This is a genomic window from Cyclobacterium xiamenense, from assembly GCF_042140265.1.
In the GTDB taxonomy this organism is placed as follows: domain Bacteria; phylum Bacteroidota; class Bacteroidia; order Cytophagales; family Cyclobacteriaceae; genus Cyclobacterium; species Cyclobacterium xiamenense_A.
The window spans coordinates 2,025,586-2,049,305 of the sequence record NZ_CP159481.1 but is presented as its reverse complement, the minus strand read 5'-3'; the positions used below and the strand labels follow the sequence as shown (position 1 = coordinate 2,049,305).

The 23,720-nt window shown below is 49.4% G+C and carries 22 protein-coding genes; 13 read left to right on the top strand and 9 right to left on the bottom strand.

Annotation, left to right across the window (positions count from 1 at the left end; genetic code table 11):
• Positions 1-27: 27 nt before the first annotated feature.
• Positions 28-1,083, bottom strand: a complete 1,056-nt coding sequence (locus ABWH99_RS08700) for an NAD(P)/FAD-dependent oxidoreductase (RefSeq protein ID WP_375585894.1) — start codon at positions 1,081-1,083, stop codon at positions 28-30.
• 56 nt (positions 1,084-1,139) lie between these two features.
• Between ABWH99_RS08700 and ABWH99_RS08695 the strand changes: the two genes are divergently transcribed.
• From ABWH99_RS08695 to ABWH99_RS08675, 5 genes are read left to right on the top strand one after another with little or no spacing between them, the layout of a single operon-like run.
• Entirely contained in the window at positions 1,140-1,793 is a 654-nt protein-coding gene (locus ABWH99_RS08695; protein ID WP_375585893.1) for an MBL fold metallo-hydrolase, read from the top strand.
• Positions 1,790-2,494, top strand: coding sequence for a CDP-diacylglycerol--serine O-phosphatidyltransferase (pssA, locus tag ABWH99_RS08690; protein ID WP_375585892.1), 705 nt, complete (start codon positions 1,790-1,792; stop codon positions 2,492-2,494). The genes ABWH99_RS08695 and pssA overlap by 4 nt, the downstream gene beginning before the upstream one ends.
• Positions 2,478-5,726: a type IX secretion system sortase PorU gene (gene porU, locus ABWH99_RS08685; protein ID WP_375585891.1), complete on the top strand. Its 3,249-nt coding sequence runs from the start codon at positions 2,478-2,480 to the stop codon at positions 5,724-5,726. Before pssA ends, porU begins: the two co-directional genes overlap by 17 nt.
• A complete protein-coding gene (porV, locus tag ABWH99_RS08680) occupies positions 5,723-6,940 on the top strand; it encodes a type IX secretion system outer membrane channel protein PorV (protein ID WP_375585890.1) in 1,218 nt (405 codons plus the stop codon). Before porU ends, porV begins: the two co-directional genes overlap by 4 nt.
• A complete protein-coding gene (locus ABWH99_RS08675) occupies positions 6,937-8,217 on the top strand; it encodes a M16 family metallopeptidase (protein ID WP_375585889.1) in 1,281 nt (426 codons plus the stop codon). The genes porV and ABWH99_RS08675 overlap by 4 nt, the downstream gene beginning before the upstream one ends.
• Here ABWH99_RS08675 and ABWH99_RS08670 read toward each other — a convergent pair.
• Positions 8,212-9,189 (bottom strand): glycosyltransferase, encoded by a 978-nt coding sequence (locus ABWH99_RS08670; RefSeq protein ID WP_375585888.1) that lies wholly within the window; start codon positions 9,187-9,189, stop codon positions 8,212-8,214. The two genes, ABWH99_RS08675 and ABWH99_RS08670, sit on opposite strands and share 6 nt — an antisense overlap.
• Positions 9,190-9,365: 176 nt before the next feature.
• Between ABWH99_RS08670 and ABWH99_RS08665 the strand changes: the two genes are divergently transcribed.
• Positions 9,366-9,962: an IMPACT family protein gene (locus tag ABWH99_RS08665; protein ID WP_375585887.1), complete on the top strand. Its 597-nt coding sequence runs from the start codon at positions 9,366-9,368 to the stop codon at positions 9,960-9,962.
• Here ABWH99_RS08665 and ABWH99_RS08660 read toward each other — a convergent pair.
• Together ABWH99_RS08660 and nhaC are read right to left on the bottom strand one after the other, a co-directional pair.
• The gene (locus ABWH99_RS08660) at positions 9,955-10,557 is read right to left on the bottom strand and encodes a 3'-5' exonuclease (RefSeq protein WP_375585886.1); all 603 of its coding nucleotides are present in this window, start codon (positions 10,555-10,557) and stop codon (positions 9,955-9,957) included. The genes ABWH99_RS08665 and ABWH99_RS08660 overlap by 8 nt on opposite strands.
• On the bottom strand, positions 10,554-12,038 hold the full coding sequence (nhaC, locus tag ABWH99_RS08655; RefSeq protein WP_375585885.1) for a Na+/H+ antiporter NhaC: 1,485 nt from the start codon (positions 12,036-12,038) through the stop codon (positions 10,554-10,556). Before nhaC ends, ABWH99_RS08660 begins: the two co-directional genes overlap by 4 nt.
• A gap of 196 nt (positions 12,039-12,234) precedes the next feature.
• Here nhaC and ABWH99_RS08650 point away from each other — a divergent pair, with 196 nt between their 5' ends.
• Positions 12,235-12,714, top strand: coding sequence for a DUF962 domain-containing protein (locus ABWH99_RS08650; RefSeq protein WP_375585884.1), 480 nt, complete (start codon positions 12,235-12,237; stop codon positions 12,712-12,714).
• Positions 12,715-12,836: 122 nt separating this feature from the next.
• Positions 12,837-14,855, top strand: a complete 2,019-nt coding sequence (locus ABWH99_RS08645) for a cation:proton antiporter (protein ID WP_375585883.1) — start codon at positions 12,837-12,839, stop codon at positions 14,853-14,855.
• Between the two features lie 106 nt (positions 14,856-14,961).
• Here ABWH99_RS08645 and queA read toward each other — a convergent pair whose 3' ends face one another.
• Entirely contained in the window at positions 14,962-16,011 is a 1,050-nt protein-coding gene (queA, locus tag ABWH99_RS08640) for a tRNA preQ1(34) S-adenosylmethionine ribosyltransferase-isomerase QueA (RefSeq protein WP_375585882.1), read from the bottom strand.
• 114 nt (positions 16,012-16,125) lie between these two features.
• Here queA and ABWH99_RS08635 point away from each other — a divergent pair, with 114 nt between their 5' ends.
• The gene (locus ABWH99_RS08635; protein ID WP_375585881.1) at positions 16,126-17,373 is read left to right on the top strand and encodes an ABC transporter permease; all 1,248 of its coding nucleotides are present in this window, start codon (positions 16,126-16,128) and stop codon (positions 17,371-17,373) included.
• A gap of 20 nt (positions 17,374-17,393) precedes the next feature.
• Here the strand turns inward: ABWH99_RS08635 and recA are convergent, their stop codons facing one another.
• Positions 17,394-18,443: a recombinase RecA gene (gene recA / locus ABWH99_RS08630; RefSeq protein ID WP_375585880.1), complete on the bottom strand. Its 1,050-nt coding sequence runs from the start codon at positions 18,441-18,443 to the stop codon at positions 17,394-17,396.
• Between the two features lie 183 nt (positions 18,444-18,626).
• Between recA and ABWH99_RS08625 the strand changes: the two genes are divergently transcribed.
• The 4 genes from ABWH99_RS08625 (at position 18,627) to ABWH99_RS08610 (ending at position 22,244) form a co-directional block, all read left to right on the top strand.
• Complete coding sequence (locus tag ABWH99_RS08625) at positions 18,627-19,421, top strand: DUF3108 domain-containing protein (protein ID WP_375585879.1); 795 nt, start codon at positions 18,627-18,629, stop codon at positions 19,419-19,421.
• Positions 19,422-19,572: 151 nt separating this feature from the next.
• Positions 19,573-20,262 (top strand): response regulator transcription factor, encoded by a 690-nt coding sequence (locus tag ABWH99_RS08620; RefSeq protein WP_375585878.1) that lies wholly within the window; start codon positions 19,573-19,575, stop codon positions 20,260-20,262.
• 8 nt (positions 20,263-20,270) lie between these two features.
• Positions 20,271-21,335 (top strand): sensor histidine kinase, encoded by a 1,065-nt coding sequence (locus ABWH99_RS08615; RefSeq protein WP_375585877.1) that lies wholly within the window; start codon positions 20,271-20,273, stop codon positions 21,333-21,335.
• A 198-nt stretch (positions 21,336-21,533) separates the two neighbouring features.
• Complete coding sequence (locus ABWH99_RS08610) at positions 21,534-22,244, top strand: RluA family pseudouridine synthase (protein ID WP_375585876.1); 711 nt, start codon at positions 21,534-21,536, stop codon at positions 22,242-22,244.
• 45 nt (positions 22,245-22,289) lie between these two features.
• Here ABWH99_RS08610 and ABWH99_RS08605 read toward each other — a convergent pair whose 3' ends face one another.
• The 3 genes from ABWH99_RS08605 to ABWH99_RS08595 all read right to left on the bottom strand — a co-directional run bounded on the left by ABWH99_RS08605 (position 22,290) and on the right by ABWH99_RS08595 (position 23,718).
• Complete coding sequence (locus tag ABWH99_RS08605; RefSeq protein WP_375585875.1) at positions 22,290-22,919, bottom strand: glycosyltransferase; 630 nt, start codon at positions 22,917-22,919, stop codon at positions 22,290-22,292.
• Positions 22,919-23,260 carry a hypothetical protein gene (locus ABWH99_RS08600; RefSeq protein WP_375585874.1) on the bottom strand — a complete coding sequence of 114 codons (342 nt, stop codon included), beginning with the start codon at positions 23,258-23,260 and terminating at the stop codon, positions 22,919-22,921. The genes ABWH99_RS08605 and ABWH99_RS08600 overlap by 1 nt, the downstream gene beginning before the upstream one ends.
• Positions 23,261-23,361: 101 nt before the next feature.
• Positions 23,362-23,718, bottom strand: coding sequence for a DUF4221 family protein (locus ABWH99_RS08595; RefSeq protein ID WP_375585873.1), 357 nt, complete (start codon positions 23,716-23,718; stop codon positions 23,362-23,364).
• Positions 23,719-23,720: the final 2 nt, after the last annotated feature.

Genomic DNA, 23,720 nt, shown 5'->3' with positions numbered 1-23,720 from the left:
CTTGCTTTCCTAATATTTGCCAATATCTTAAATATACTTAAAAAAACGATTTATGTTCACTTCTTTTTGAGGTTCCTTACCTGAAATTAAAAAATCGCTCATTTGCTGGCTGAAAAAAGGCGCAAGTGAAACGCCCTTTGCACCCAACCCACCGAACAAGTAAACGTTTTTTTCCGCCGGGTGTTGTCCGAGCACCGGTCTTCTGTCTCGCATGGCCGGGCGAATGCCTACCTGATGGTCGACGATTTCCTGTGCCTCAGCGGGAATAAGTTGGTGTAGCTTGTCCAGCAACTCCTTCTTTCCCGCGGCGGAGGGTTTTAAATCCAGCTCCCGGTTATTGTAGGTAGACCCTACCTTACCCAGTCCTTCGCCCATATCGATTCGAAAAACACCTCTATTGATGATCTCTGCGGCGCTAAAATCCTGTTTGACAGTCAAAATTTCGCCCTTGACCGGGGTAAAGGGTACCCATTCAAAGAAGGGGTTTTTTCCTGCTGCTACCCCGTTACAGAAAACCAGATTTCGGGCTACAATGTGCCCATACGTCCAATACCCCCGCTGATCGCGGCGCAACCTATTCGCCTGAAAGCGGTGCTGCATCAGCATTTCCCGGTCCAGCGCCCAGACCTTAAAGGACTGCAACAGGGGTTTAATCGCCAGGTACCCGGAGGATTTTAGCAACAAGCCACCGTAAGCATCGTTGACACCAGGGAAAGCGGAAGAAGAAAGCACCTTTTCAATGTATCGATCGTATTGCGGATCAGCGCTTTTGGCGATCCACTCGTTTTGTTCCTCGTAGGAAACGAAGGGTCGATATATACCCGTGGGGTACAAAAAGCGCTGCCCCAATGCCTGTTCCAATTCCGCGTAAAACGGCTCAATTTCCGGAAAAAGGGCGTCGGCCAACCAGGTTTTTACCATTTTACGCCCGGTTATCGGGTTGTACAGACCGGCAGCTACCTTGCTGCTGCTGTTCGGGTTACCATCATCGAGTACCTGCACCTTTGCTCCGGCCCGGTGCAGGCGATACGCCAGAATGCTGCCTGCCAATCCCTGGCCAATGAGTAAAAAATCTACGTCCATACGCTAAATTAACTCAATCTTTGTTATTTTGACCCTGGAATTCAAATCATTTCATCATGTTAGAAATTAAATCATTTACATTCAATCCGTTCGCAGAAAACACCTACCTTCTCTACGACGAAACGAAAGAGGCGTTGGTGATTGATCCTGGCTGCTACGAAAAACAGGAAAAAGGCGAGCTGCTTGACTTCATTACAAAAAATGATTTAAGCCCCGTAAAATTGATTAATACCCATTGCCACATTGACCATGTCCTGGGGAATGCCTTTGTAAAAAGTACGTTCGATATTCCGCTTTGGTACCACGAAGAGGAAGAAGCAGTCCTCCAGGCGGTTAGCAGCTATGCTGCCAATTACGGATTTGCTCAGTATCAGCCCAGCAAAGCCGACCACTACATTCGTGAAGGGGAATGGATCAAATTCGGTAATACCCAATTGCTTTCGATCTGGGTACCGGGCCACTCGCCCGGACACCTGGTGTTTTATCACGAGGAGTCGGCAAGCTGTATCGGTGGAGATGCGCTATTTCAGGGAAGCATCGGACGCACCGATCTTCCGGGAGGCGATCACGAAACATTGATCCGGTCCATTCGCCAGAAGCTCTTTGCCCTACCGGACGAGGTACTGGTCTACCCCGGCCACGGGCCCAATACCCGCATTGGAGACGAAAAAGAAACGAATCCATTCGTAGGTAAATCTGCCTTCTCTTGAGTATCCTCCGACACCTTCCAAACCTGCTTACCTGTCTGAACCTTCTATCCGGGATGGTTGGCATACACATCGTGATGGAAAAGGGCCCCGTGTATGGATTCTATTTCATTTTGGCAGCTGCAGTTTTCGATTTTTTTGATGGCTTTGCCGCCAGGTTGCTTGGCGTACAGAGCGGTATTGGCAAACAGCTGGATTCGCTGGCAGACCTGGTTACTTTTGGTGTCTTGCCCTCCTTTATTGTTTTTTACCAGATTCAGGCGATGGCCGTCCCGGTGTACCTTCCCTATGTCGGCTTTCTTTTGGGTATACAGTCTGCCATTCGCCTGGCAAAATTCAATATAGACGAGCGGCAAACCGATCGCTTTATCGGGTTGCCAACTCCCGCAAATGCACTGTTTTTTTCCACGCTCCCGCTTTTGGGACAAAAAGTGGCGTTTCTTTCGGAAACCTGGAACAATCCCTGGGTACTTTCATCCCTGACCTTGATTTTTTCGTACTTACTAACAGCAGAATTACCCCTGCTCGCGCTCAAATTCACCCATTTTGGGTGGAGACAAAACGAATTCCGGTACCTGATGCTGCTTATTTCGCTGTTCGGGATCGTTATCTGGGGCTGGGCAGGTATTCCCATAGCGGTAATTTCGTATATCTTCCTGTCCATGATCAGCAATCGGTTGGAAAAACATGAAGAGAAAACCTAACGTTTCCATGTGTACGGGCGCCGCGCTCTGGGGCTTTTTGAGCCTTTTCGCCGGCCCTTTGGTTTCTCAGGATTATTTTGTGTTTCCAGTTACCAATGAAGGCATCTACCGTCTTTCCCAGGATCAGGCTTCTGCCTGGGGCTTGGGCGAGTTGGAGGAAATCAGCTTTTACGGAGAGCCAGGGGCCTTGCCGCAAAAAATTGATAGTAGCCTGTTTCGCTTAAAGGAACTACCCCAAAAACGAATCGGTGACTACCTGTACGTGTTTCTGGCGCAACCCGACCGCATCGTGGTAGACGAAGGCGAAGTCCGGCTCGAAGCACATCCCTACACCGATAGTTTGTACTACATGATCCAAACCGGAAAACCACCCGAAAATCGGGTGCAGGATGTCAGCGAAAGCACCCCTATTCGGCCTCCCGATGCCGATGCCTTGCTTTACCGCTTTCAAACCTTTCGGGAGGAAACCTACAACCTGCTGACCTCGGGCCGCTCCTGGTATGGGCTGCGGACCTTCGCCAACGGCGGGCAAACCGTCGCCTTCCCCTTGCCGGATGCACGCCCGCAGGGTATGGTATCCGTTCATGCCAGCATGATGGCGCAGTCTTTTGAAGACAGCCGGTTTCAATTCCGTGTCAATGGAGCACCGATTGGCGAACTCACGATTCCGTCAGTTCCGAACGGCCGGTATGCCGTAAAAGGCAGAGAAGCCCGCTTTGATGCCGAGGCAAGGATATCGGAAGATGCCGACGGCCTATCGCTGCAATTCACTTATACCAGCTCCAGTCCAAACGGAGCCGGCTATCTGAAGTACCTGCTACTGGGGTTTCCCTATACGGCGGCAACCATCGGCCCGGGGATTTACTACCGCTTGACCCCGGAGCCCCTACCTGCAATCACGAACGACTACCAACTCTGGGATGTGAGCGATTTCCACCGGGTGCGGTCAGGCCAGGCAGCTGCCATCGATGCAGAAAAGCTGGCCGTTTTTGATCCGGAGGTGGTGCCGGAAATACCACGCCCAAGCGCCGTAACCCCGCCGGACCAACTCCTTTCCGGTACGCCCGAACTGATCATCGTGACCGCCGCTTCCCTTACCGCACAGGCAACGCGACTTTCCCGATTCAAAAACTCCCAGGGAATACCTGCCGAGGTGGTGCAAACGCAGGACATTTACAACGCTTTTGGCTACGGAAACCCCGATATCGGCAGCATCCGGAATTTTTTGGCCTACCAATGGCACAGGGGCAAAAGGCTCAAAAACGTGCTTTTTTTCGGTAAAGGCAGTTTCGATTACAAAAAAAAATTAGGTGGGCGACCCAATCTGGTACCTACCTATAGTTCCCGATCCAGCCTTAACCCACTGACCACCTACGGGTCGGACGACTTTTTCGGCTTCTTAGGTATGGGCAAAGGGGAATGGGAAGAATCCGAAGCCGGCGATCATGAGCTGGACATCGGCGTGGGCAGGATTCCCGCCATCACGACGGAGGAGGCGGCAGAAGCAGTAGATAAGATCATCCGGTACCAAACCGAAAGCGTAGGCCCCTGGAGGAGGAAGCTTCTGTTTATCGCAGACGATGGGGATGATAACATTCATCTTCGCGGTGCGGAACAGCACGCCGCCTTTCTGTACGAGCATTACCCGGAAGTCGACGTCCGAAAACTATATCTGGACCAATTCGAACAACACCCTTCCGAACCTACGCTTCCCGAAGCGAAACGGAGCCTGGCAAAAGAACTTTCAGAGGGCCTTCTTCTGGTGAATTATACCGGCCACGGCAACGAACTGACCTGGGCCGCAGAGGAGCTGTTTACCGTGCCAGACATAGACGACTGGCCGGAAAGCGGGCGTTTCCCCCTTTTCGTAACCGCTACCTGTGAATTTGGAAGGCATGACAGCCCCTTTTTGCGTTCCGGCGCGGAAGAACTGCTTTTTGCCCATAACAAAGGGGCTATCGCTGTATTGGCAACCGGAAGACCCGTATTCAGCAGTGTAAATTTCCGCTTAAACGAGGCTTTCATAGCCGCCTTATTTGAAGCGGATGGAACCCTCAGCCTGGGAGAGATTTTCAAACGGACCAAAAACGAAAGCCTTTCCGGTGCGCTGAATCGGAATTTTTCCCTGCTGGGGGATCCCTCGCTTCGGTTGGCGCTTCCCGACTTACGGGCCGCTACCACCGCACTGTTGACCAGTCAGGCCCGACTCGAAACCGACACCCTCTTTGGCAATCAACGGCTGATTTACCAGGGAGAAATCCAGGACCCATTAACCGGCGCCCAAATCGTTGGTTTTGATGGAAGGTACGAGATCCGAATAGACAATGAACCAAAAGCGGTAGAAACCCTCGGCAATGAAAGCCCCTCTACCACCTTTCTTGACTACTACCAACCTTTGTTTCGGGGAAGGGGTCGGATCGAAAAGGGTCGGTTTGAAGGGGAATTGCTGCTGGGCAATGCTTCCCTGGAGGAGGAGCTGGCCACCGGGAAAATCATGCTTTATGCCCGGGAAGAAGATGGTTCCGCGGAGGCCTTTGGAGGGGAAGTGATCCCATTGAAACCCGGATCGGATGAATGGGTAGCGGATACAACCGGACCCGAGATGGAGCTGTTTCTTTTCGACAGTCTGGAAAACCGGGAACGCATCTCCAGTACCCAAAGTCCCGTTTGGATCTACCTGCGTGACCCTTCGGGAATACAGGCCGGAATCGCGGAGGGAATTACCCTACAGATCAACGATAACCCGCCCGTGTCGGTAACGGATTTTTACACAGCGACCGAGGGAACCTACCAGCAGGGCTATGTTAAATTTCTACTGGAAGGCCTGACGGAAGGAGAAAACACAATCCTGGTCAGCAGCAGTGACCTACAGGGCAACGTTTCCACGCGCAGGCAGTCCCTACGGGTAGAAGGGAGCCGGAGACTTCAGGTAGAAACGGTGCTGGCCTACCCCAACCCCGCATCCGAGCAGGTATCCTTCCTGGTGTCCCACAACCAGCCGGGTGACAATCTCCAGTTAAAATTACATATACATTCTTCCGCCGGCCATGAAATATTTTCGTTGCAGCGGCGTTTTCCAAAAGCCGAACGGTTTTTAACAGACATTCAATGGATATTTTTACAAAGCAAAACCAAATATCCGGCAAAAGGAACTTATCTTTACCAATTAGAACTCGTTTCTGAAGGAGACGGCACTTCGGGAAGAACGGGAGGAAAAATTATTATTCGATGAAAGTGAGCAAAACCATTCTTCAAACGTTAACTTTTTTTATGGCTTTCGCCGCCTTTCAGGCGGAAAGTCAGGCACAGATCACGATCCCCCAGCTCTCCGGACAAGATGTTGACCGGCGAGTGATCATCACGGCGGTACCGTTTCTTAACTTTGCGCCGGACAGCAGGCATTCGGCGATGGGAGATGCCGGTGTAGCTACCCGTCCGGATGTAAACTCGGCGCATTGGAATGCGGGCAAACTCGCATTTATTGAAGATGACATGGGATTTTCGCTGTCTTACTCACCCTGGTTGGGACGTTTGGTACCCGACATGTCTCTGAACTACCTGACCGGATACAAGCGAATCGACGATGTATCGGCCTTTGGGCTGGACCTGCGGTATTTCAACATGGGGGACATTCAGCTGACCGACTCCAGGGGCAATGCCCTCGGCGATTTTAGCCCACGAGACATCGCCATCGGTGGCACCTATTCCAGAAAGCTGTCGGACAACCTGGCCCTGGGTATCAGTGCCCGCTTTATTCACTCCAATCTTTCCGGGAACCTAAGTTCTGCCGGCGGTAACGAAAGCAGGCCTGGAGTCAGTGTAGGCACCGATGTGGGGCTATACCATACCTCGGAAATCATCCTTTCGGACAAAGAGGCGAATCTTTCCTGGGGTATCAATATCTCCAACATTGGTCCAAAGATCACCTACAACAGCGCAGAAGACCTGGATTACCTCCCAACGAATTTGCGCATTGGGTCTGCACTGCAGATTCCCATGGACGAGATGAATACCATCACTTTCGCTTTGGACTTGAACAAAATGCTGGTGCCCACTCCTCCACTATACGAGATTGACGAAAACGGACAATTGGTGCTGGACCCTTCCACCAATCAGCCCGTCATTGCTGCCGGGAAGGGCCCTGCCCGACCCCTGATAAGCGGCATGTTTGGCTCGCCCTTTGATGCCCCGGATGGATTTCGGGAAGAAATGCAGGAAATCATGATTTCCTTTGGTACGGAATACTCCTACGACGATAAATTTGCGGTGCGCGCGGGCTATTTTTACGAAAACCCCAAAAAAGGAGGTCGCCGTTATTTCACCATGGGGGTGGGTTTCGTGTTTAACCGCCTCGGATTTGATTTTTCTTACCTGGTCCCTCAGGTACAGAATCATCCGTTGGCAGAGACCCTTCGGTTCTCACTTTTATTCAACGTACCGCGATGAGCATAGACCGCAGTCAGGCTCCTCCCTTTGTACTACCCGATGAAATTGACTTAAAACCACCCGAATGTCGTCTGTTGCCCGGAGGGATGCGCTTGTATTACAATCCTTCCCCCACCATTGATGCGGTGAAAGTGGAAGTACTCTTTCCGGTCCATTTCCAAACAGACCAACCTTACAATCCCTTGGTTTCCTTTTTTACCCTGCACATGTTACCGGAGGGAACCCGAGCTTTGCCGTCGGATCAATTGGATGATTTCTTTGATTTTCACGGCTCGGAAGTAGAAATCCTTTCGGGATTTGAGCGGCATGGGCTGGGCCTGGTAACGACCAAAAAGCATCTGAAAAATGTGTTGCCCGTATTCCGGTCCCTATTTACCGATGCTGTCTTTCCGGAAAAACATTTTTTAAAACGGAAATCCCAAAAGAAATTAAGCCTTAGCATTCAGCAAGAGCAAACGGGTGCGCGGGCCAATCAGCTCATTCGTGCCGGGCTTTTTGGCAAGGAGCACCCCTTTGGGCGGCATCCTTCGGAAGAAGACGTGGATGCGGTCTCGCGCGAACAGCTGATCGCGTATTACCAGAACGGTTTTCTTACCGTCCCCCAGCTGTTTGTCACCGGTGATCTTTCAGAAGGGGAACTGCTTTTTTTGGAGGAGCAGTTTGCCAGCCTGCCTTGCCGGAAGGATCCCCCTCTACCCCCACCCGCATTCAATGCGGACTCGGCGAGCCGGCAGACGGAGGTAAAGCCTAAAGCCGTGCAATCCAGCATACGGATGGGCAAATGGATGATCCCTATGGCGCATCCGGACTACCAAACCCTCTCGTTTTTCAATACGGTCCTGGGTGGCTATTTCGGCAGCCGCCTCATCCGAAACATCCGGGAGGAGAAAGGCTACACCTATGGAATCAACAGCTTCCTGGGAAATGTAAACGGCGGCGGCTACTGGATGGTATCTGCAGACGTGAAAGGAGGATTCGGAGACGAGGTCATTCGGGAGGTATACAAAGAAATCCAGCGCCTGATCGCCGATCCGATTCCGCCAGACGAGTTGGAAATCGTAAAAAACTACCTGGCCGGCACGCTACTATCCGGTTTTAGCAATCCCTTTGACCTGATGAGCCACTTCCAGCGGGTGCATTTTGAAGGGTTGGATTTTTCGGTCTTCACCCAACAACTGGCCTTTATCAAGGATTTTGATGGGGACCGCTTGCGGGAAATCGGCTCTGCCTATTTTTCCCCGTCGACCATGCAGGAAGTCATTGTGGGTCAGTTATAAGTCCCTGCGTCTCCTCCACCAGGCGTACAAACGCGAAAAATCCCATCCACTCGCCAGCCAACCCTTGTAGAAATAATACCGCCAGTCCCCCAACCTGCGGTTGGGGTATCGCTTCAAAAATCCGGCGGCACTGGCGAAATTGCCCGAGGCCAGGGCGTGTTTGGTCTCGTGAATCAACCGAAATTTCAGGGCCTGCACCTCCTCCTCGGTACGAAGCATCGAGGCAATCTTGTCACACACCCGGAGCGTGGAAGACAAAAAACGGGTTTCTCCCGCCCGGTACTGTTGTCTGGAGAAAGAATCCGGCAGGACTCGTTTGGTGACCCCCAACAGGTCTCCATAGACAAACGCCTGATCGCGAGCCATCCGTACCAGCAAATCGAAATCTTCGTAGACCAAGGTCTCGTCGTAGCCGCCGGCAGCCTTGAGCACCGAAGCGTTCAGGACCAGTGAGGCAGAGCTGATCCGGTATCTTTCTACCACGGAGGCAAACACATCGCCCTGGGGAACCGGGCCGATCGCTTTCCCGGAAGCATCCACCGGGTAAAAGGCCCGGGTACGTCCGTCCGGATACAGGTGAAGCACGTTGCAAAAATACACCGAAGCCTTCGTTTCTTTGAGTCGCTTCACCGCCTCGGCTACATGCCGGGGGTGAAGAAAATCGTCGGCAGCCAAATCCAGTACCAGATCGCCACTGCTCTGCGCAAGCGCCCGGTTGAAGGATTGGCAATAATTGATGGGGCTGTCCTGAAACTGACAACGAATGGGTAGTTTGCCGGCGTTTTTCTGCTGCCAGGCGAGGATGAACTTACGGGATACATCAGTACTCCCATTGTCGATGATATGCAGTTCCATCGAGGGGTACACCTGCTGCACTACGCTGTCCAGTGCTGCATTCAGGTAGGATGCCTGGTTGTAGCAGGTACAGATCACGGAGACAAGCGGTTGGGCAGGTAATTGATGCCGATCCATTGGAAAAACAGGCTACAGTGGCACTTTCCAACATTCCCAGCTGCTCAGTTACTACCCGTCCATCTGTAAGCGATGGGCCGTTTTGGTACTGCATGAAAGGGCTTGGAATGCAGGCGGAACGATTCGTTATATTTCGCTAAATTAGCAATTCTAAACCGACCGGCACCATTCGAATCATGGAAGATCGCTACCTGACCCTAAAATCCGCTTCGACGGGCGATTATAAAGAAAAAGGAAGTAAGTTTCTGTCCTTTGCCTACCCGGTAAGCGACGAATCGGAAGTGCAGCAAATCCTGGATCAACTTCGGAAATCCTACCACGATGCCCGACACCACTGTTATGCCTACGTCCTGGGAAAAGACCGGAAAGTACATCGGGCCAATGATGACGGGGAACCCCACCACAGCGCTGGAGACCCTATATTGAGACAACTCCGGTCCCGGGAGCTGACCAACGCGCTGGTAGTAGTGGTACGGTACTTTGGCGGGATAAAACTGGGGGTAGGCGGACTGGTGAAAGCCTACAAGGCCGCTGCCGCCGCTGCCCTGAATGCAGGGGAGGTGATCGAACAAACCTGTCTGGCCCGTATCGACATCCGCTTTGAGTACCTGTCCATGGACGAGGTAATGCACCTGATCCAGCGTCACGACCTTAAAATCACTGCGCAACATTTTGATACCGGCTGCCGGCTCTCGTTGGAATGCCCACAGGCAAAATCCGCTGAAATCAGGGCACTGCTGCAAACGATTCCCGCACTAACAATCGTCACATAGAAAAGATATCGTCCAGGTATCCCTCTTTGTACAATTTGAGGAAGATTTCCAGGCATGCCCAGGCATCCGTGGCGGCATACAGTTGCTGTTTTTCCGTCAGGGAAGGTGCCTCCCAGTTGGAAACTTGCTCGGATTTTGAAATTCGGATTCCCAATACCATCGCGCTCAGGTTGCGCACCCCTACGTTGAGAAAACCCACTCGACGTAATTCCTCATTAAGATCAAAGAAAGCATCCGGAGAAAAACCCGCGGAGAGTTTTTTCAGGGCTTTTATGTCGTCCCTTACCGCCGCTCCCACTTTCACTGTATTCGGGTCCTCCAGCACAGATTTGGCCTGAATGGGAAAACCCAGCTCGTTTAACCGGATAAGGTAAGCCGTATCCCGGGTGGACAACTGCAGCAGCGACACGTCATAGGAAACACCCCGTCGGAACGCCGGCCTGGTTTCGGTGTCGAAACCGATGAATTGTTGCCTGGACAGGTCCTTCTCCATTCGGCGCAGGTCATCCAGGTCCCGCACCAGCAGAATCTTTCCCGGAAAAGCGCCAATGTCCAAGCCATTTACCTCTTCTTTGGTGATTTTCATGGGTATCATACCAACACCTCCTCTTCCTTAAGCAGTTTCATTTCTTCTTTCGAATAGTAATTGATTCCCCAGTTAAAATACCCAAACAAAATCGTCATTAAGGGACTGATGATATTAAAGAAACAGTACGGGGCATAGGTCAGGGTGGCTACGCCCAACACGGAGGCCTGCGTGGCCCCACAGGTATTCCAGGGAATCAACACCGATGTTACGGTGGCGCTATCTTCCAGTGTTCGGCTTAGGTTTTCGCCCTTTAAACCTTTTTTTCGGTAAATATCTGCATACATTCTGCCGGGAACAAGAATGGCCAGGTATTGGTCCGAGGTAGTGATATTGAAAAAGAATCCGGTGCCTGCGGTGGCTGCAATGAGCGAGCCTACCGAATTCACTTTTCCGATTACCGCCTCGGCGATGACTTTTAACATGCCGCTGACTTCCATGATGCCGCCAAAAACCATGGCACAAAGAATCAGCCATACGGTGTACAGCATCCCGGCCATGCCGCCGGTGACCAGCAAGTCGTTTACGATGGCATTGGAGGTGACGATGGCCGTGTCACCAAACAGGGCCTGCATGACCACCCGAAAAGAGCGCAGCAAGGCACCTCCACCCATTTCCGAGGAAAGGCTTCGAATCACCTCTCCCTGAAAAATCAATGCAAAAATCCCTCCCAACAGCGCGCCCGCAAGCAGGGTAGGGATGGCCGGTACTTTTTTAATGATGAGCACCAACACCAAAACCGGCACGATAAACAACCAGCCGTTCACCACAAAGGTATCCGAAATCACGTTGGAAATGGCTTTTACCTGCCCTACCGTCCCCTCCGGCTTTCCCCATACCCCGATCACCCCAAAAATCAGCAAGGTAATGGAAATCGACGGCACGGTGGTTTTCACCATGTGCCGGATGTGGGTAAACAAGTCCGTTCCTGCCATGGCCGGGGCCAGGTTGGTGGTGTCTGACAGCGGTGACATTTTATCCCCGAAATAGGCGCCCGAAATAATGGCTCCGCCAATAATCCCTTCACCAAATCCCAGGGCCTTGCCGATGCCAAGAAGGGCCACTCCTACGGTGGCTACGGTCGTCCAGCTACTCCCCGTGGCGATGGAAACCACTCCGCAGACCACACAGGCAGCCAGCAAAAATATGGTTGGGTTCAGTACCTGAAGTCCGTAATAGATCATGGCAGGAACAATTCCGCTCAGCATCCAGGTACCGGCGAGCGAACCGATCAACAGCAAAATCAGGATGGACGACATGGCAGAGGATATACTTTTTATCATGCCATCCTGAATCGTACCCCAGTTGATGCCCAGCCGGAAGACTGCCACCAGGCCTGCTACTCCGGAAGAAATGACCAATACCAGTTGATTGGAGCCCAGCAACCCGTCTGTTCCAAAAACACTGATATTGATCACCAAAAGGACGATCAGAAAAAGCAGTGGAAACAGTGCTTCCCAAATAGTCGGACGTTTTGCTTGTGTACCCATGGCCATCGGTGGATGAAAAGTGAAGCCTAAAGTTAAAAAAAAATATGAATTTCCAGCCGGCACCTTCAATTCTCTTTGTTATTTAAATTAACTGTAATGATTTTAAAACAAAATTTTGTTTTTAATCATCAACTCACACATTTCAATTATTTTTCATAACTTACCATGACTTAATTTGGTGACAAGGACCGGATTCATGAGAAAGATAGACGGACTCCTGCAAGCGTACGACATCAGCCATCAGCATCCTGCCAACAGAACCATCCGTTGGTTTTGCGTGCCAGCGATGTTTTTTAGTGTCGTGGGCTTATTGTACAGCATCCCTCCGGGACCCATGGAGGAAATGGAGTTTTTGCTCAGCCATTTTGCCAATTGGGCCACTCCGGTATTATTGCTGGTACTGGTATACTACCTCACGCTTTCTCCTCCCCTGGCACTGGGGATGTTTCTGTTTGCTGCCCTGTGCCTCGCAATGGCAAGCTTGCTATCCCTGCTCCTTCCCTTTTCGCTTTGGATCTTTTGCCTTTTCCTGTTTCTTACTGCCGGGATGGTCCAGTTACGTGGCCATCGCATCGAAGGAAAAAAATCTTCGCTGCTGACGGACCTGCAGTCGCTACTCATCGGTCCTGCCTGGCTGATGCACTTCATTTACAGGCGTTTAGGAATCGCGTATTGAATGTGATTGCACGCTAATCTTCCTTCCAATGGCTTTCACGGGAATTTTCCGCTCCCATATCCGCCAAATTTTCACTATATTCTGGTAAATTTGAGCAGTAACTCTTTTTAACCGACCTATCCATGCTATCCTTTATACTTGCAGCTACCGAAATCCCCTTACTATCCGACATTGTTGTCATTTTTGGACTGGCAACGTTGGTAATACTGCTTTTTATGCGCCTCAAGCTACCCACCATCATCGGGTATTTGCTGACCGGAGCCATTGCCGGGCCTTATGGTCTTTCCCTGGTGGATGCTTCCACTGCAGTGGACGTATTGTCCGAAATCGGGGTAATTCTTTTACTGTTTGTCATCGGGATGGAATTTTCCCTAAAAAGCCTGATGGCCATCAAAAAGGCCGTTTTCATCGGTGGCAGCCTGCAGGTGATCCTGACGATTGCTGTGACCAGTCTGATCACCTACGCCTTCGGCTACGACTGGAACAAAGCGGTATTTTTTGGCTTCCTGTTTGCCCTCAGTAGTACGGCCATTGTGTTGAAACTGCTCCAGGAAACCGGACAGATCAATAGCCTGTCCGGCCGTACCACACTGGCCATATTGATCTTTCAGGACATCATCATTGTTCCCCTGGTGCTTTTTACACCCATGCTGGCGGGGGAATCGGACAATATCCTGCTTTCTCTTACCTTCATGGCACTCAAAGCAGGGCTGGTCATCGTCTTGACCATTCTTAGCGCCAAGTACCTGATTCCGCAGCTTCTGTTCCGTGTAGCAAAGTCCAAAAACGAAGAACTATTCTTGTTGAGCATCATCGTTATTTGTTTTGCGGTAGCCTATGTGACCTCCTTACTGGGTCTGTCCCTGGGTCTGGGCGCCTTTCTAGCCGGGCTGATCATTAGTGAATCGGAATACAGCCACCATGCCACCGGTAAAATACTACCCTTCCGGGAGATCTTTCTGAGCTTCTTTTTCGTGTCCGTGGGCATGCTGTTCGATCTCAGTTTTCTGATCGACCACCTTTTGGTGATTCTGTTTTTGGTGGTACTGACCGTGGTGCTGAAATTTTTGGTTGCTGCCATTGCCGTCAAATCCATCGGCAGTAACTTCAAGGATGCATTTGTCGTGGGTTTCTCCATATTCCAGGTGGGTGAATTTTCTTTGTTGCTGGCAAAGGAAGGACTTGAATACAAACTTCTGGATCCCATGACCTATCAGTACTTTCTGGCGATTTCGATTTTCACCATGATCATTACGCCCTTCGTGCTAAAGCAAAAAGAAAACCTGGCTTGCCGGGTCCTCAACATCCCGTTACCTCAAAAAATCAAAGCCCGGTTTGGCGAAAAAATCAATGTTCCGACCGGTCAAATCGAACCCGAACGCCTGAGCGACCACCTGGTCATCATCGGCTTTGGGTTGAATGGGAGAAACCTGGCAAGAGCGGCAAAACGTGCGGATATCCCCTATGCCATCATCGAAATGAACCCCGAGACCGTGCGGGTAGAAGCAGCAAAGGGAGAACCGATCATGTACGGCGATGCCGCAAACCAGGTGGTGTTGGAACACGTGAATATCCACAAAGCCCGGGTGGCGGTCATCGCCATATCCAACCACGAAGCGACCCGGAACATCATCACCAATATACGTACCGATAGCCAAAACGTCTTTATCATCGTGCGAACACGGTATGTAAACGAAATCGAAGCCATGCTAAAACTTGGCGCAGATGAGGTGATACCGGAGGAATTTGAAACTTCCATCGAGATATTTACCCGCGTGTTGAACAAATACCTGGTCCCCAAAGGCGAAATCGATGACTTTACCCACGATGTACGCTACCACAATTACGAAGTATTTCGTTCTTTGCAGGGCGATAGCGGGTCCACCATTGCCCTGGATATTCCTGAAATTAATTTTGCCGGAATCAAGATTGAAAAAGACCACGGGGCCTTTATCGGAAAATCCATCAAAGACATCAATTTGCGGGAAAAAGCGGGAATCAATCTGGTGGCTATCAAGAGGGGCGGTACCACCGATACAGATATTCACGGGGACACCAAGATCAAACTGGGAGACATTGTCTACGTGGTGGCCCGTCCGGAGGCACTGGAAAAATTCGAAGACGATGTGAGCGTTTCCTAAGTCGTTCCATCCACCCCTCCTCAGACGGGGTAAGGCGCCATAAAAAAACGCCAGCCGGTTAAACCGAATAGCGTCTTTTTCTATCTCAGAACCGCGCGGCGGTTGGCTAGAGAATCAGCATGGCATCGCCATAGCTGAAAAATTTGTAATTTTCTTTAATGCCTTCCTGATAGGCTTTCATGATCAAATCGTACCCACCGAAAGCTGATGCCGTCATCAACAGAGTCGATTCGGGTAGGTGAAAGTTGGTGATCAGCGCATTGGCGATCTTAAACTCGTAGGGGGGAATGATGAATTTATCCGTCCATCCGCTACTGGATTTTAACCGGCCATTGGCGGTCACAGAGGATTCGATGGTCTTGAGTGAGGTGGTTCCCACCGCAACTACCCGTTTTTTGGCGTCCAACGCTTTGTTGACCAGCTCGACGGTTTCCTGAGGAATGTCGTAGTTTTCCGAATCCATTTTATGCTTGGTCAGGTCCTCCACGTCTACCTGCCGAAAGGTCCCCAACCCAATGTGTAGGGTAATCGGACTAACTTCCACACCTTTGATTTCCAATCGTTTTAGTAGGTGCGGCGTGAAATGCAAACCCGCAGTAGGCGCTGCCACCGCCCCAACGTGCTGGGCAAAGATGGTCTGGTACCGCTCCCGGTCCGAGTCGACCACGTCACGTTCGATGAATTCTTTCAAAATGGGTGTTTCTCCAAGGGTGTCGATGGTCTTGTAAAACTCCTCATCGGTACCGTCAAACAAAAACCGTATGGTTCTTCCCCGGGAGGTGGTATTGTCGATCACCTCTGCAACCAGGTCGCTGTCTCCGAAATACAGCTTATTACCGACCCGTATTTTTCGTGCGGGATCGACCAACACGTCCCACAGGCGAAGTTCCTGATTAAGCTCCCGTAGCAGGAAGACTTCAATTTTTGCCCCCGTCTTTTCCTTATTCCCGTAGAGCCTGGCAGGAAACACTTTTGTATTGTTGGTGACAAATACATCGCCTTCACCAAAATACTCAATGATATCCTTAAACACCCGATGCTCTATTTTTCCGGTATCCCGATGGATCACCATTAGTCGGGATTCATCCCGGTTTTCCGGAGGATACAAGGAAATAAGCTTTTTAGGAATTTCAAATTTGAAATCAGATAACTTCATGTGTATTTATTTTGGAAATAACGAGTGAACGTAATTATCGTAAAAAATGCAAAGATAGTAAGAATTTAGCCTTTTTCTACTTATCTTGTCGAATTGTTTTAAATATTCAGGAATTTGATCGTCATTCGTCTTATCTGGGAAAGTCTTCGCTTTGCGATGCAAGCGTTGAAATCAAACCTTACCCGGACCATCCTTTCCCTGCTTGGAGTAACGGTAGGGATTTTTGCCATCATCGCGGTGTTTACCCTGGTGGATTCACTGGAACGCAACATCAAAGACAGCCTCACCTTTTTGGGTAGCAATGTCATTCGGGTGGATCGTTTCCCCTTTTCCTCGGGTCCCTCCCAATATCCCTGGTGGCGCTATTTTCGCAGACCTCCGTCAAATTATTCCGAATACGTTTTTTTGAACGAACGGCTGAAAAGTGCCTCCTCGGTCACGATCTTTGCCTCGACCCGTACCACAGTAAAAGCAGGTAGCAATGCTTTCGAACAGGCCAACCTGGATGGAGTGGTACAAAACCACAAAGCGGTCTACGATATCCCGATCCAAGAGGGACGTTTCTTTACACCCATGGAGATCAATGCGTCCCGAAACGTATCCATCATCGGTGTGAAAATCGCCAATGCACTGTTTCCGAACCAAAATGCCCTGGGAAAAGAATTTAAGATCAAGGGATTAAAATTTATCGTTATCGGTATCCTGCAGGAGGAAGGCGAGGGGTTGTTTGACACCCCCTCAAAAGACGAAGCCCTGCTGGTGCCCTACGGTGCATTTAACAAACTGTTCTACGTGGGGAAAAACGGGATTGAACCTACGATAGCGGTCAAGGGCCGGGACGACGACCCGGGCTTGATTGCCCTGGAGAATGAAATGGCCGGCCTACTCCGGGCGAAACGTGGGCTGCGCCCGACGGAAGAAAACAACTTTGCGTTGAACAAATCGGAATTTATTCAGGACGCCGTCGGTTCTATTTTCGCAGTTATCTCCATCGCCGGCTGGGTGATCGGAGGATTCTCGATTTTGATCGGGGGATTCGGTATTGCTAACATCATGTTTGTCTCGGTAAAGGAACGAACCGGAATCATCGGTATACAAAAATCACTGGGAGCCAAAAACTATTTCATTTTAATGCAATTCCTGTTCGAGGCTACCTTTCTGAGTTTAATCGGGGGCCTGGCCGGGCTATTGATCGTGTTCGGGACCACCTTTGTTTCCCTGGGCAATCTGGAGATCATCCTTAGCTTTAAGAATGTCCTTTTGGGAGTGGGCTTATCTTCAGCGATTGGCATTGCCTCGGGCATCATTCCTGCTTCGCTGGCGGCTAAAATGGATCCGGTAGAGGCCATCCGCATGGCCTAGCAGCTACCGGACTCCTTGTGTCATTCTTCTTTCTTGGATTTGCCGTTTGATTTTGCTTTTTCCTTGTTGTCTTTAAGGATACCTGCCTTTTCCTTGATTTTTAGCTCCAGCTCGTCCATGAGTTCCGGATTGTCCAGTAGAAGCGTCTTGACCGCATCCCTACCCTGTCCCAGTTTGTTTCCTTCGTAGGAAAACCAGGAACCTGCTTTCTTGACAATGTCAAATTCCACGCCCAAATCGATGATTTCACCCACTTTCGAAATACCTTCTCCGTACATGATATCGAATTCCACCACCTTGAAAGGCGGCGACACCTTGTTTTTTACCACTTTCACCTTGGTTCGGTTACCGAGAATACTGTCCGGACCTTCTTTGATCTGCCCGATTCTTCGGATATCCAGCCTCACCGACGCGTAGAATTTCAGCGCATTACCACCGGTGGTGGTTTCGGGATTGCCAAACATCACGCCGATTTTTTCCCGAAGTTGGTTGATAAAAATACAGGCACAGCCTGTTTTATTGATCGCTCCGGTCAGTTTACGCAGGGCCTGCGACATCAACCGGGCCTGAAGGCCCATTTTGGACTCTCCCATCTCCCCTTCCAGTTCTCCTTTCGGTACCAGGGCTGCCACCGAATCGATCACAATAATGTCGATGGCTCCCGAGCGGATGAGGTGCTCGGCGATCTCCAGGGCCTGCTCGCCGTTGTCCGGCTGGGATATCAACAAATTTTCGATGTCAATGCCGAGTTTTTCCGCATAGGACTTGTCAAAGGCATGCTCGGCATCGATAAATGCCGCCAGGCCTCCTGCCTTCTGAGCTTCCGCAATGCAGTGCATGGAAAGGGTGGTTTTGCCCGAGGATTCCGGCCCGTAAATTTCGATCACCCGGCCTCTGGGTACGCCGCCAATACCCAACGCCATGTCCAAACCCAAGGAACCCGTGGAAATGGCCGGTACGTCCAGCACCACGTTATCGCTTAGTTTCATTACCGTGCCTTTTCCATAGGCCTTTTCCAGCTTGTCCAGGGTCAGCTGCAATGCTTTTAATTTTTCCGCGTTCGCACTCATAGCATGTATCTTCAGAAGTTTAACTCGATCAATTGATACTGTGAAAGTAACCATTCGTGGGATCATTCACAACTTCGGATAACCATTGTTTTATGATTTCGTTAGTATACATTTGATGAAACCTTTCCGGTCCATTGATAGTCAAAATGGTACGGACTTTGAAGCGATCTTTTAAAAAAACGCATGGTCATACAGCTGCATTTCGTCTTATTGATGCTTCTTTCCCTGGGAAACAGCCAGGCGCCAGACCCCGGGCCGCTACGGAAAAATCAGGCATTTGGTAAAGGAGAGTCCCTGACCTTCAATGTCAGCTACTTTTTTATCAACGCAGCGGAAGCCAAAATGGTGATATCGGATGAAATCCACCAGGTAGACGATCGGCCTGCATACAAAATAGATGTCTACGGCAGAACGCTTAGCATTTTCAAACTCTTTTACGTGAAAGACAATTGGGGCAGCTATATTGATACCGCCCGGATCGTCCCGTACCGGGCGTATCGCCACATCGAGGAAGGAAATTACCGAAAACACGAGGTTATTGATTTTGATCAGGAAAATCAATCCGCCACCGTGAAACTATACGATCGGGAAAACAAGGAATTGGTAAAAACCGAATCGTTTGATGTGCCCCATCGGGTCCAGGATATCGTAAGCGGGTATTACCTGCTCCGTACCATGGATTTCAAGAGCCTAAAAAAAGGCGACGAAATTGGGATCAAGGGATTTTTTGACAAGAAAAATTATAACCTAAAGTTAATATACGAGGGGAAGGATCAGGTGTCCACGTCAATCGGCGACTTCGATACGCATGTGTTCAGTCCGGTAATGCCCAGCAATAAGTTATTCCGGGGTAAAAAACCCATCAGAATGTGGATTACCGCCGACGAAAATCGCATTCCGGTAAAAATCAAGGCCAGCATGGTAGTAGGCTCCATCAATATGGACATAGTGTCGGCAGAAGGATTACGTAACAATTGAGTAACAAAGTGTTAACAATTATCCAACATATCTGAAAAATTCGGGTAAGTAAATACCCCTAGCGCGGTCAAACCTCGCTCGGGAAGGTACCATTTTTTTATATTTTACCTACCTTTGTACCGTGCGTTTAAATTACTGTTATTTTTGATCCATGACTGACAAACCGACGTTAAAGGTCCTGGTGGTAGACGACGAAGAAGATATCATCGAAATCGTCACCTACAATCTGGAAAAAGAGGGCTACGAGGTACGCGCCGCCACGGACGGCGTTCAAGCCGTCAAAAAAGCCCGGATTTTTCAGCCAGACCTTATCCTTCTGGACATCATGATGCCCTATCAGGATGGCGTGGAAACCTGCCGGCAGATCCGGGATATTCCCGAGCTGAAAAATACCTTTATCGTTTTTCTGACAGCCCGGTCCGAGGAATACTCGGAGGTCGCTGCCTTTGACGTGGGAGCTGACGATTACATTCACAAGCCCATCAAACCCCGCGCATTGGTCAGCCGGATCGGAGCCCTTTTTCGGCGCGACAATAAAAAAGAGCCGGACAGCACCAAAATAGAAATCCGGGACCTGGTGATCGACCGAAGCAGCTACACCATATCCAAAGCTGGCAAGACCATTATCCTTCCCAAAAAAGAATTTGAACTGCTGTACTTCCTGGCAAAAAACCCCAACATGGTATTCAGCCGTGATGAATTACTCAAGAATATCTGGGGAGCAGATGTATTTGTCCTCGCACGAACGGTGGACGTACACATCCGAAAGGTCCGGGAAAAAATTGGCGATGACTACATTTTCACCGTTAAAGGCGTCGGGTACAAGTTCAACCTAATTTAAAACCGGGCATGTTCAGTACTTCCAGGGGAATCGCTTTTGTACTGGCCGTATCCATCGCCTTGCTTCTGGTGGCCTTTTTATCCCTGATTGACGAAGTAGGCTCCGTGGTCCTGCTGGCTACCGGCGCTCTTTCCTTTTCCATTTCCTACCTGATCATCCACCTGAGTCTGGAGTTTCTGGTGTTTAAGGAAATCAGCAATATTTACAACGTACTGGAAAAAATCCAACGTAAGGACCTGTCCTTCAAAGGAGTGAAAAAAATCAAAACCTCTCTCCCCCCCCTGAAAAGCATTCAGACCAACATCAACGAATATGCTGCCGCGAAAAACCGGGAAATCGAAACGCTTCAGAAAAACGAAACCTTTCGAAAGGAGTTTATTGCCGATATTTCGCATGAATTAAAAACCCCAATATTTGCCGCACAGGGCTATATCCACACGCTGCTTGACGGCGCGGTGGAAGACCACAGCGTACGGGGTAAGTTTTTGAAGCGGGCTGCCAAAAGCCTCAACAACCTGGAAAATCTGGTACAGGATCTGATCACTATCAACCAGATCGAAAGTGGTTTTATTCGCTTTCATCCGATTCATTTTGACCTGCGGGAAACCCTATTGGAAGTCATCGAACAGCTGGAAGGCAAGGCCCACAAGCGGGGGATACGGATTCATTTCCAGCATGTTCCTGAGGAATCTTATTTCACCCATGCCGACCGGGAAAAAATATTCCGGGTGCTCCAAAACCTGATCTCCAATGCCATCAAATACAACAAAGAAAAAGGAGAGGTGACCATTCAGTTAAAAAGCCACAAAAACCACCTCTCCGTCAAAATCAAAGACCAGGGCATGGGCATCCATCCGGAAGACCTGAAGCGAATTTTCGAACGTTTTTACCGGGTAGAAAAGAGCCGGTCGCGGGAAAAAGGCGGAACAGGGCTGGGGCTGGCCATTGTTAAGCACATTCTGGAAGGGCACAAAAGTACCATATCGGTCAGTTCCATTGTGGGCAAGGGCTCTGTATTCAGCTTTGATTTGCCGATAGGGATTGGGCCGGTAGGATTGGAAAAAAAGACGTGAAGAAACAGGACAGCTCCTGCTTTTCAATTACCGGAAAGCTGATCTACCGAAGCCTGAAGACATTCAAAAGAATCCACCCGCCGCGCCCGTGGCGGCCGCTGCGTGAGATTCTCCGCAACACGCCATACCTGCTCCTTTCTTTTTTTTTGGTTTTTTTATACGGGCTAAATTCGGAACTTTGAGCCGAAATAAGGCCGCATGAAAAAAATTGACTTTACATCACTGATACTGCTGGAAACGGAGGACTACATCATCGTCAACAAACCTCCTTACTTCGCTACCCTGGAAGACCGGCACGAGGCGCAAAACATGCTTGCCATCGGGAAGGAATATTGGGAGGATTTGCAGGTCTGCCACCGACTGGATAAGGAAACCTCCGGCTGCCTGGTCTTTGCCAAAAATCCCGAGGCCTACCGGCACATTGCCCTGCAATTCGAAAACCGTACCGTAGAGAAAGTGTACCATGCCGTGGCTGAAGGCATTCATGATTTCGATGGGGTGCTGGTAGACCGCAACCTGACGGCCAGCAACAAAGGGATTGCCCGCATTGCCGCACAAGGAAAACCGGCGCAAACCCTTTTCAAAACACTGAAAACCTATTTCTCGCACAGCCTGATCGCCTGCAAACCCATCACCGGCAGGCTGCACCAGATCCGGGTGCACCTGGCCTATCTGGGCGCCCCTATTTGCGGAGATACGCTATATGGTGGCAAGGCCTTGTACCTGTCCCAGCTCAAGCGCAAGTTTAACCTGAAAAAAGACACCGAAGAGCGTCCCATCATGCAGCGGGTGTCCCTGCATGCCCGGTCCATCAGCTTTCAGAACCTGGCCGGTGAGACCATCACCGCGGAAGCCCCCTACCCCAAGGATTTTGCGGTATTGATCAAGCAATTGGAGAAGACGAGTTAGACGAATTCAAAATTAACCTTCTAATGGAGTCAAGATAAACGTATACTATTCAGAAAGTTCTTCCACCAATTTACGGTTATCAAACCTTTCCAAAACCAAATCCCTACCTTTTTTACCCATTTCTGTTCTCAATTGTTCATTTTTTAAAAGAGATCTTATTTTCTCGGACAAAGCATCAATATCTCTTTCAGGAACTAGAAAACCTGTCTCATTTTCAACTATACCTTCAGGTATACCATTGTGAAAAGTGAATACTATCGGAAGGAAGGGTGGGATAAATTCAGTTTTGTCCTGACACACCTTGGTCGATACGGTGATAATTGGGATATTGCGATGTAGCAAGTGAAGGGTATAATAAGTCAAAGAAGTATCCAAAAGCACCAATCCAGGTTTAATCTGGGATATGGCTTGATCAAAAAGATTCATTTTAAGAAAATTATCTTCCATTATTGCTTTTACGTCTTCAGTATTTTCTACCTTTCCAGCAATTATTTCAGGTTGGAAATTTTCCGATCGAACAAGAAAATCAAACCCTTGTTGCTTGATCTTTTTTTCACTTGAGGGTTTGCCAAGATATACAATCTGATGGTTCCTAGATTTGAAGGCATGTGCCATTTTAAAAGAAGCATTCAGGTGGCTGGCTGTATCCAATACAACAAACAAAATCGTAGTCATTAATTTTCTACGTCTGTTGGGTTTGACTCCAAGGCTTTGATCAATTTCTCATATTCCAGAAAAGAAAAAGTCTCCACTTTTCCATTTTTCCATAGGGCCAGTTCGGTGTTTTTGTCCGTAACCCCCATCTCATAGGAAAAATCAAGCGAATCTATAAAAACAAAGGACTTGCTAAAAAGTTCTGGGTATTTTACACCGGTAATTTTATCAGGATAGCGCTTAAAGACCAACCCACAATTTTCCGGAAATGCTTCAAGTACAAATATATAAAATTGGTCTTTACAAGTGTGGCAACCATAGTCCAGGACAATTACGAAAGAGTTGAATTTTTCCCTTTCCATTCCCATTCGGTTCAAATAAGCCATACCATGATCGTTCCGACAGGCGGATAAAAATAACGAAACTACTAAGAAAATCAATTTGAAATACCTGCTAGCCATTTTCATTTCTCCAAATCAAAACGAACCACTTTATACCTAAAATGATCCTCATCAAAGTCTGGATGGTTTTGATTATTTAGCGAAAGGTATAGCCCTTTTTCGCCAATAAACATATTGGACTCCGAGTGTATTTCATACTCTTCGAAAATGTATTCGCCCAAAATATTTAGCTCCCTGTCTAATACCATGACACCTGTAGTAGGCCTGGAACGGTCTATAACCCTAAGTTCTTCCGTCCTCAATCCATCCACCCTGTCATCACCAGGATTGAAAATCCGATAATACACTTGTCTATGAGGATCATAAAAAAAGCCACCATATTGATCGGCTTTTATTCTATTTACATAGGCTTCATCCATTC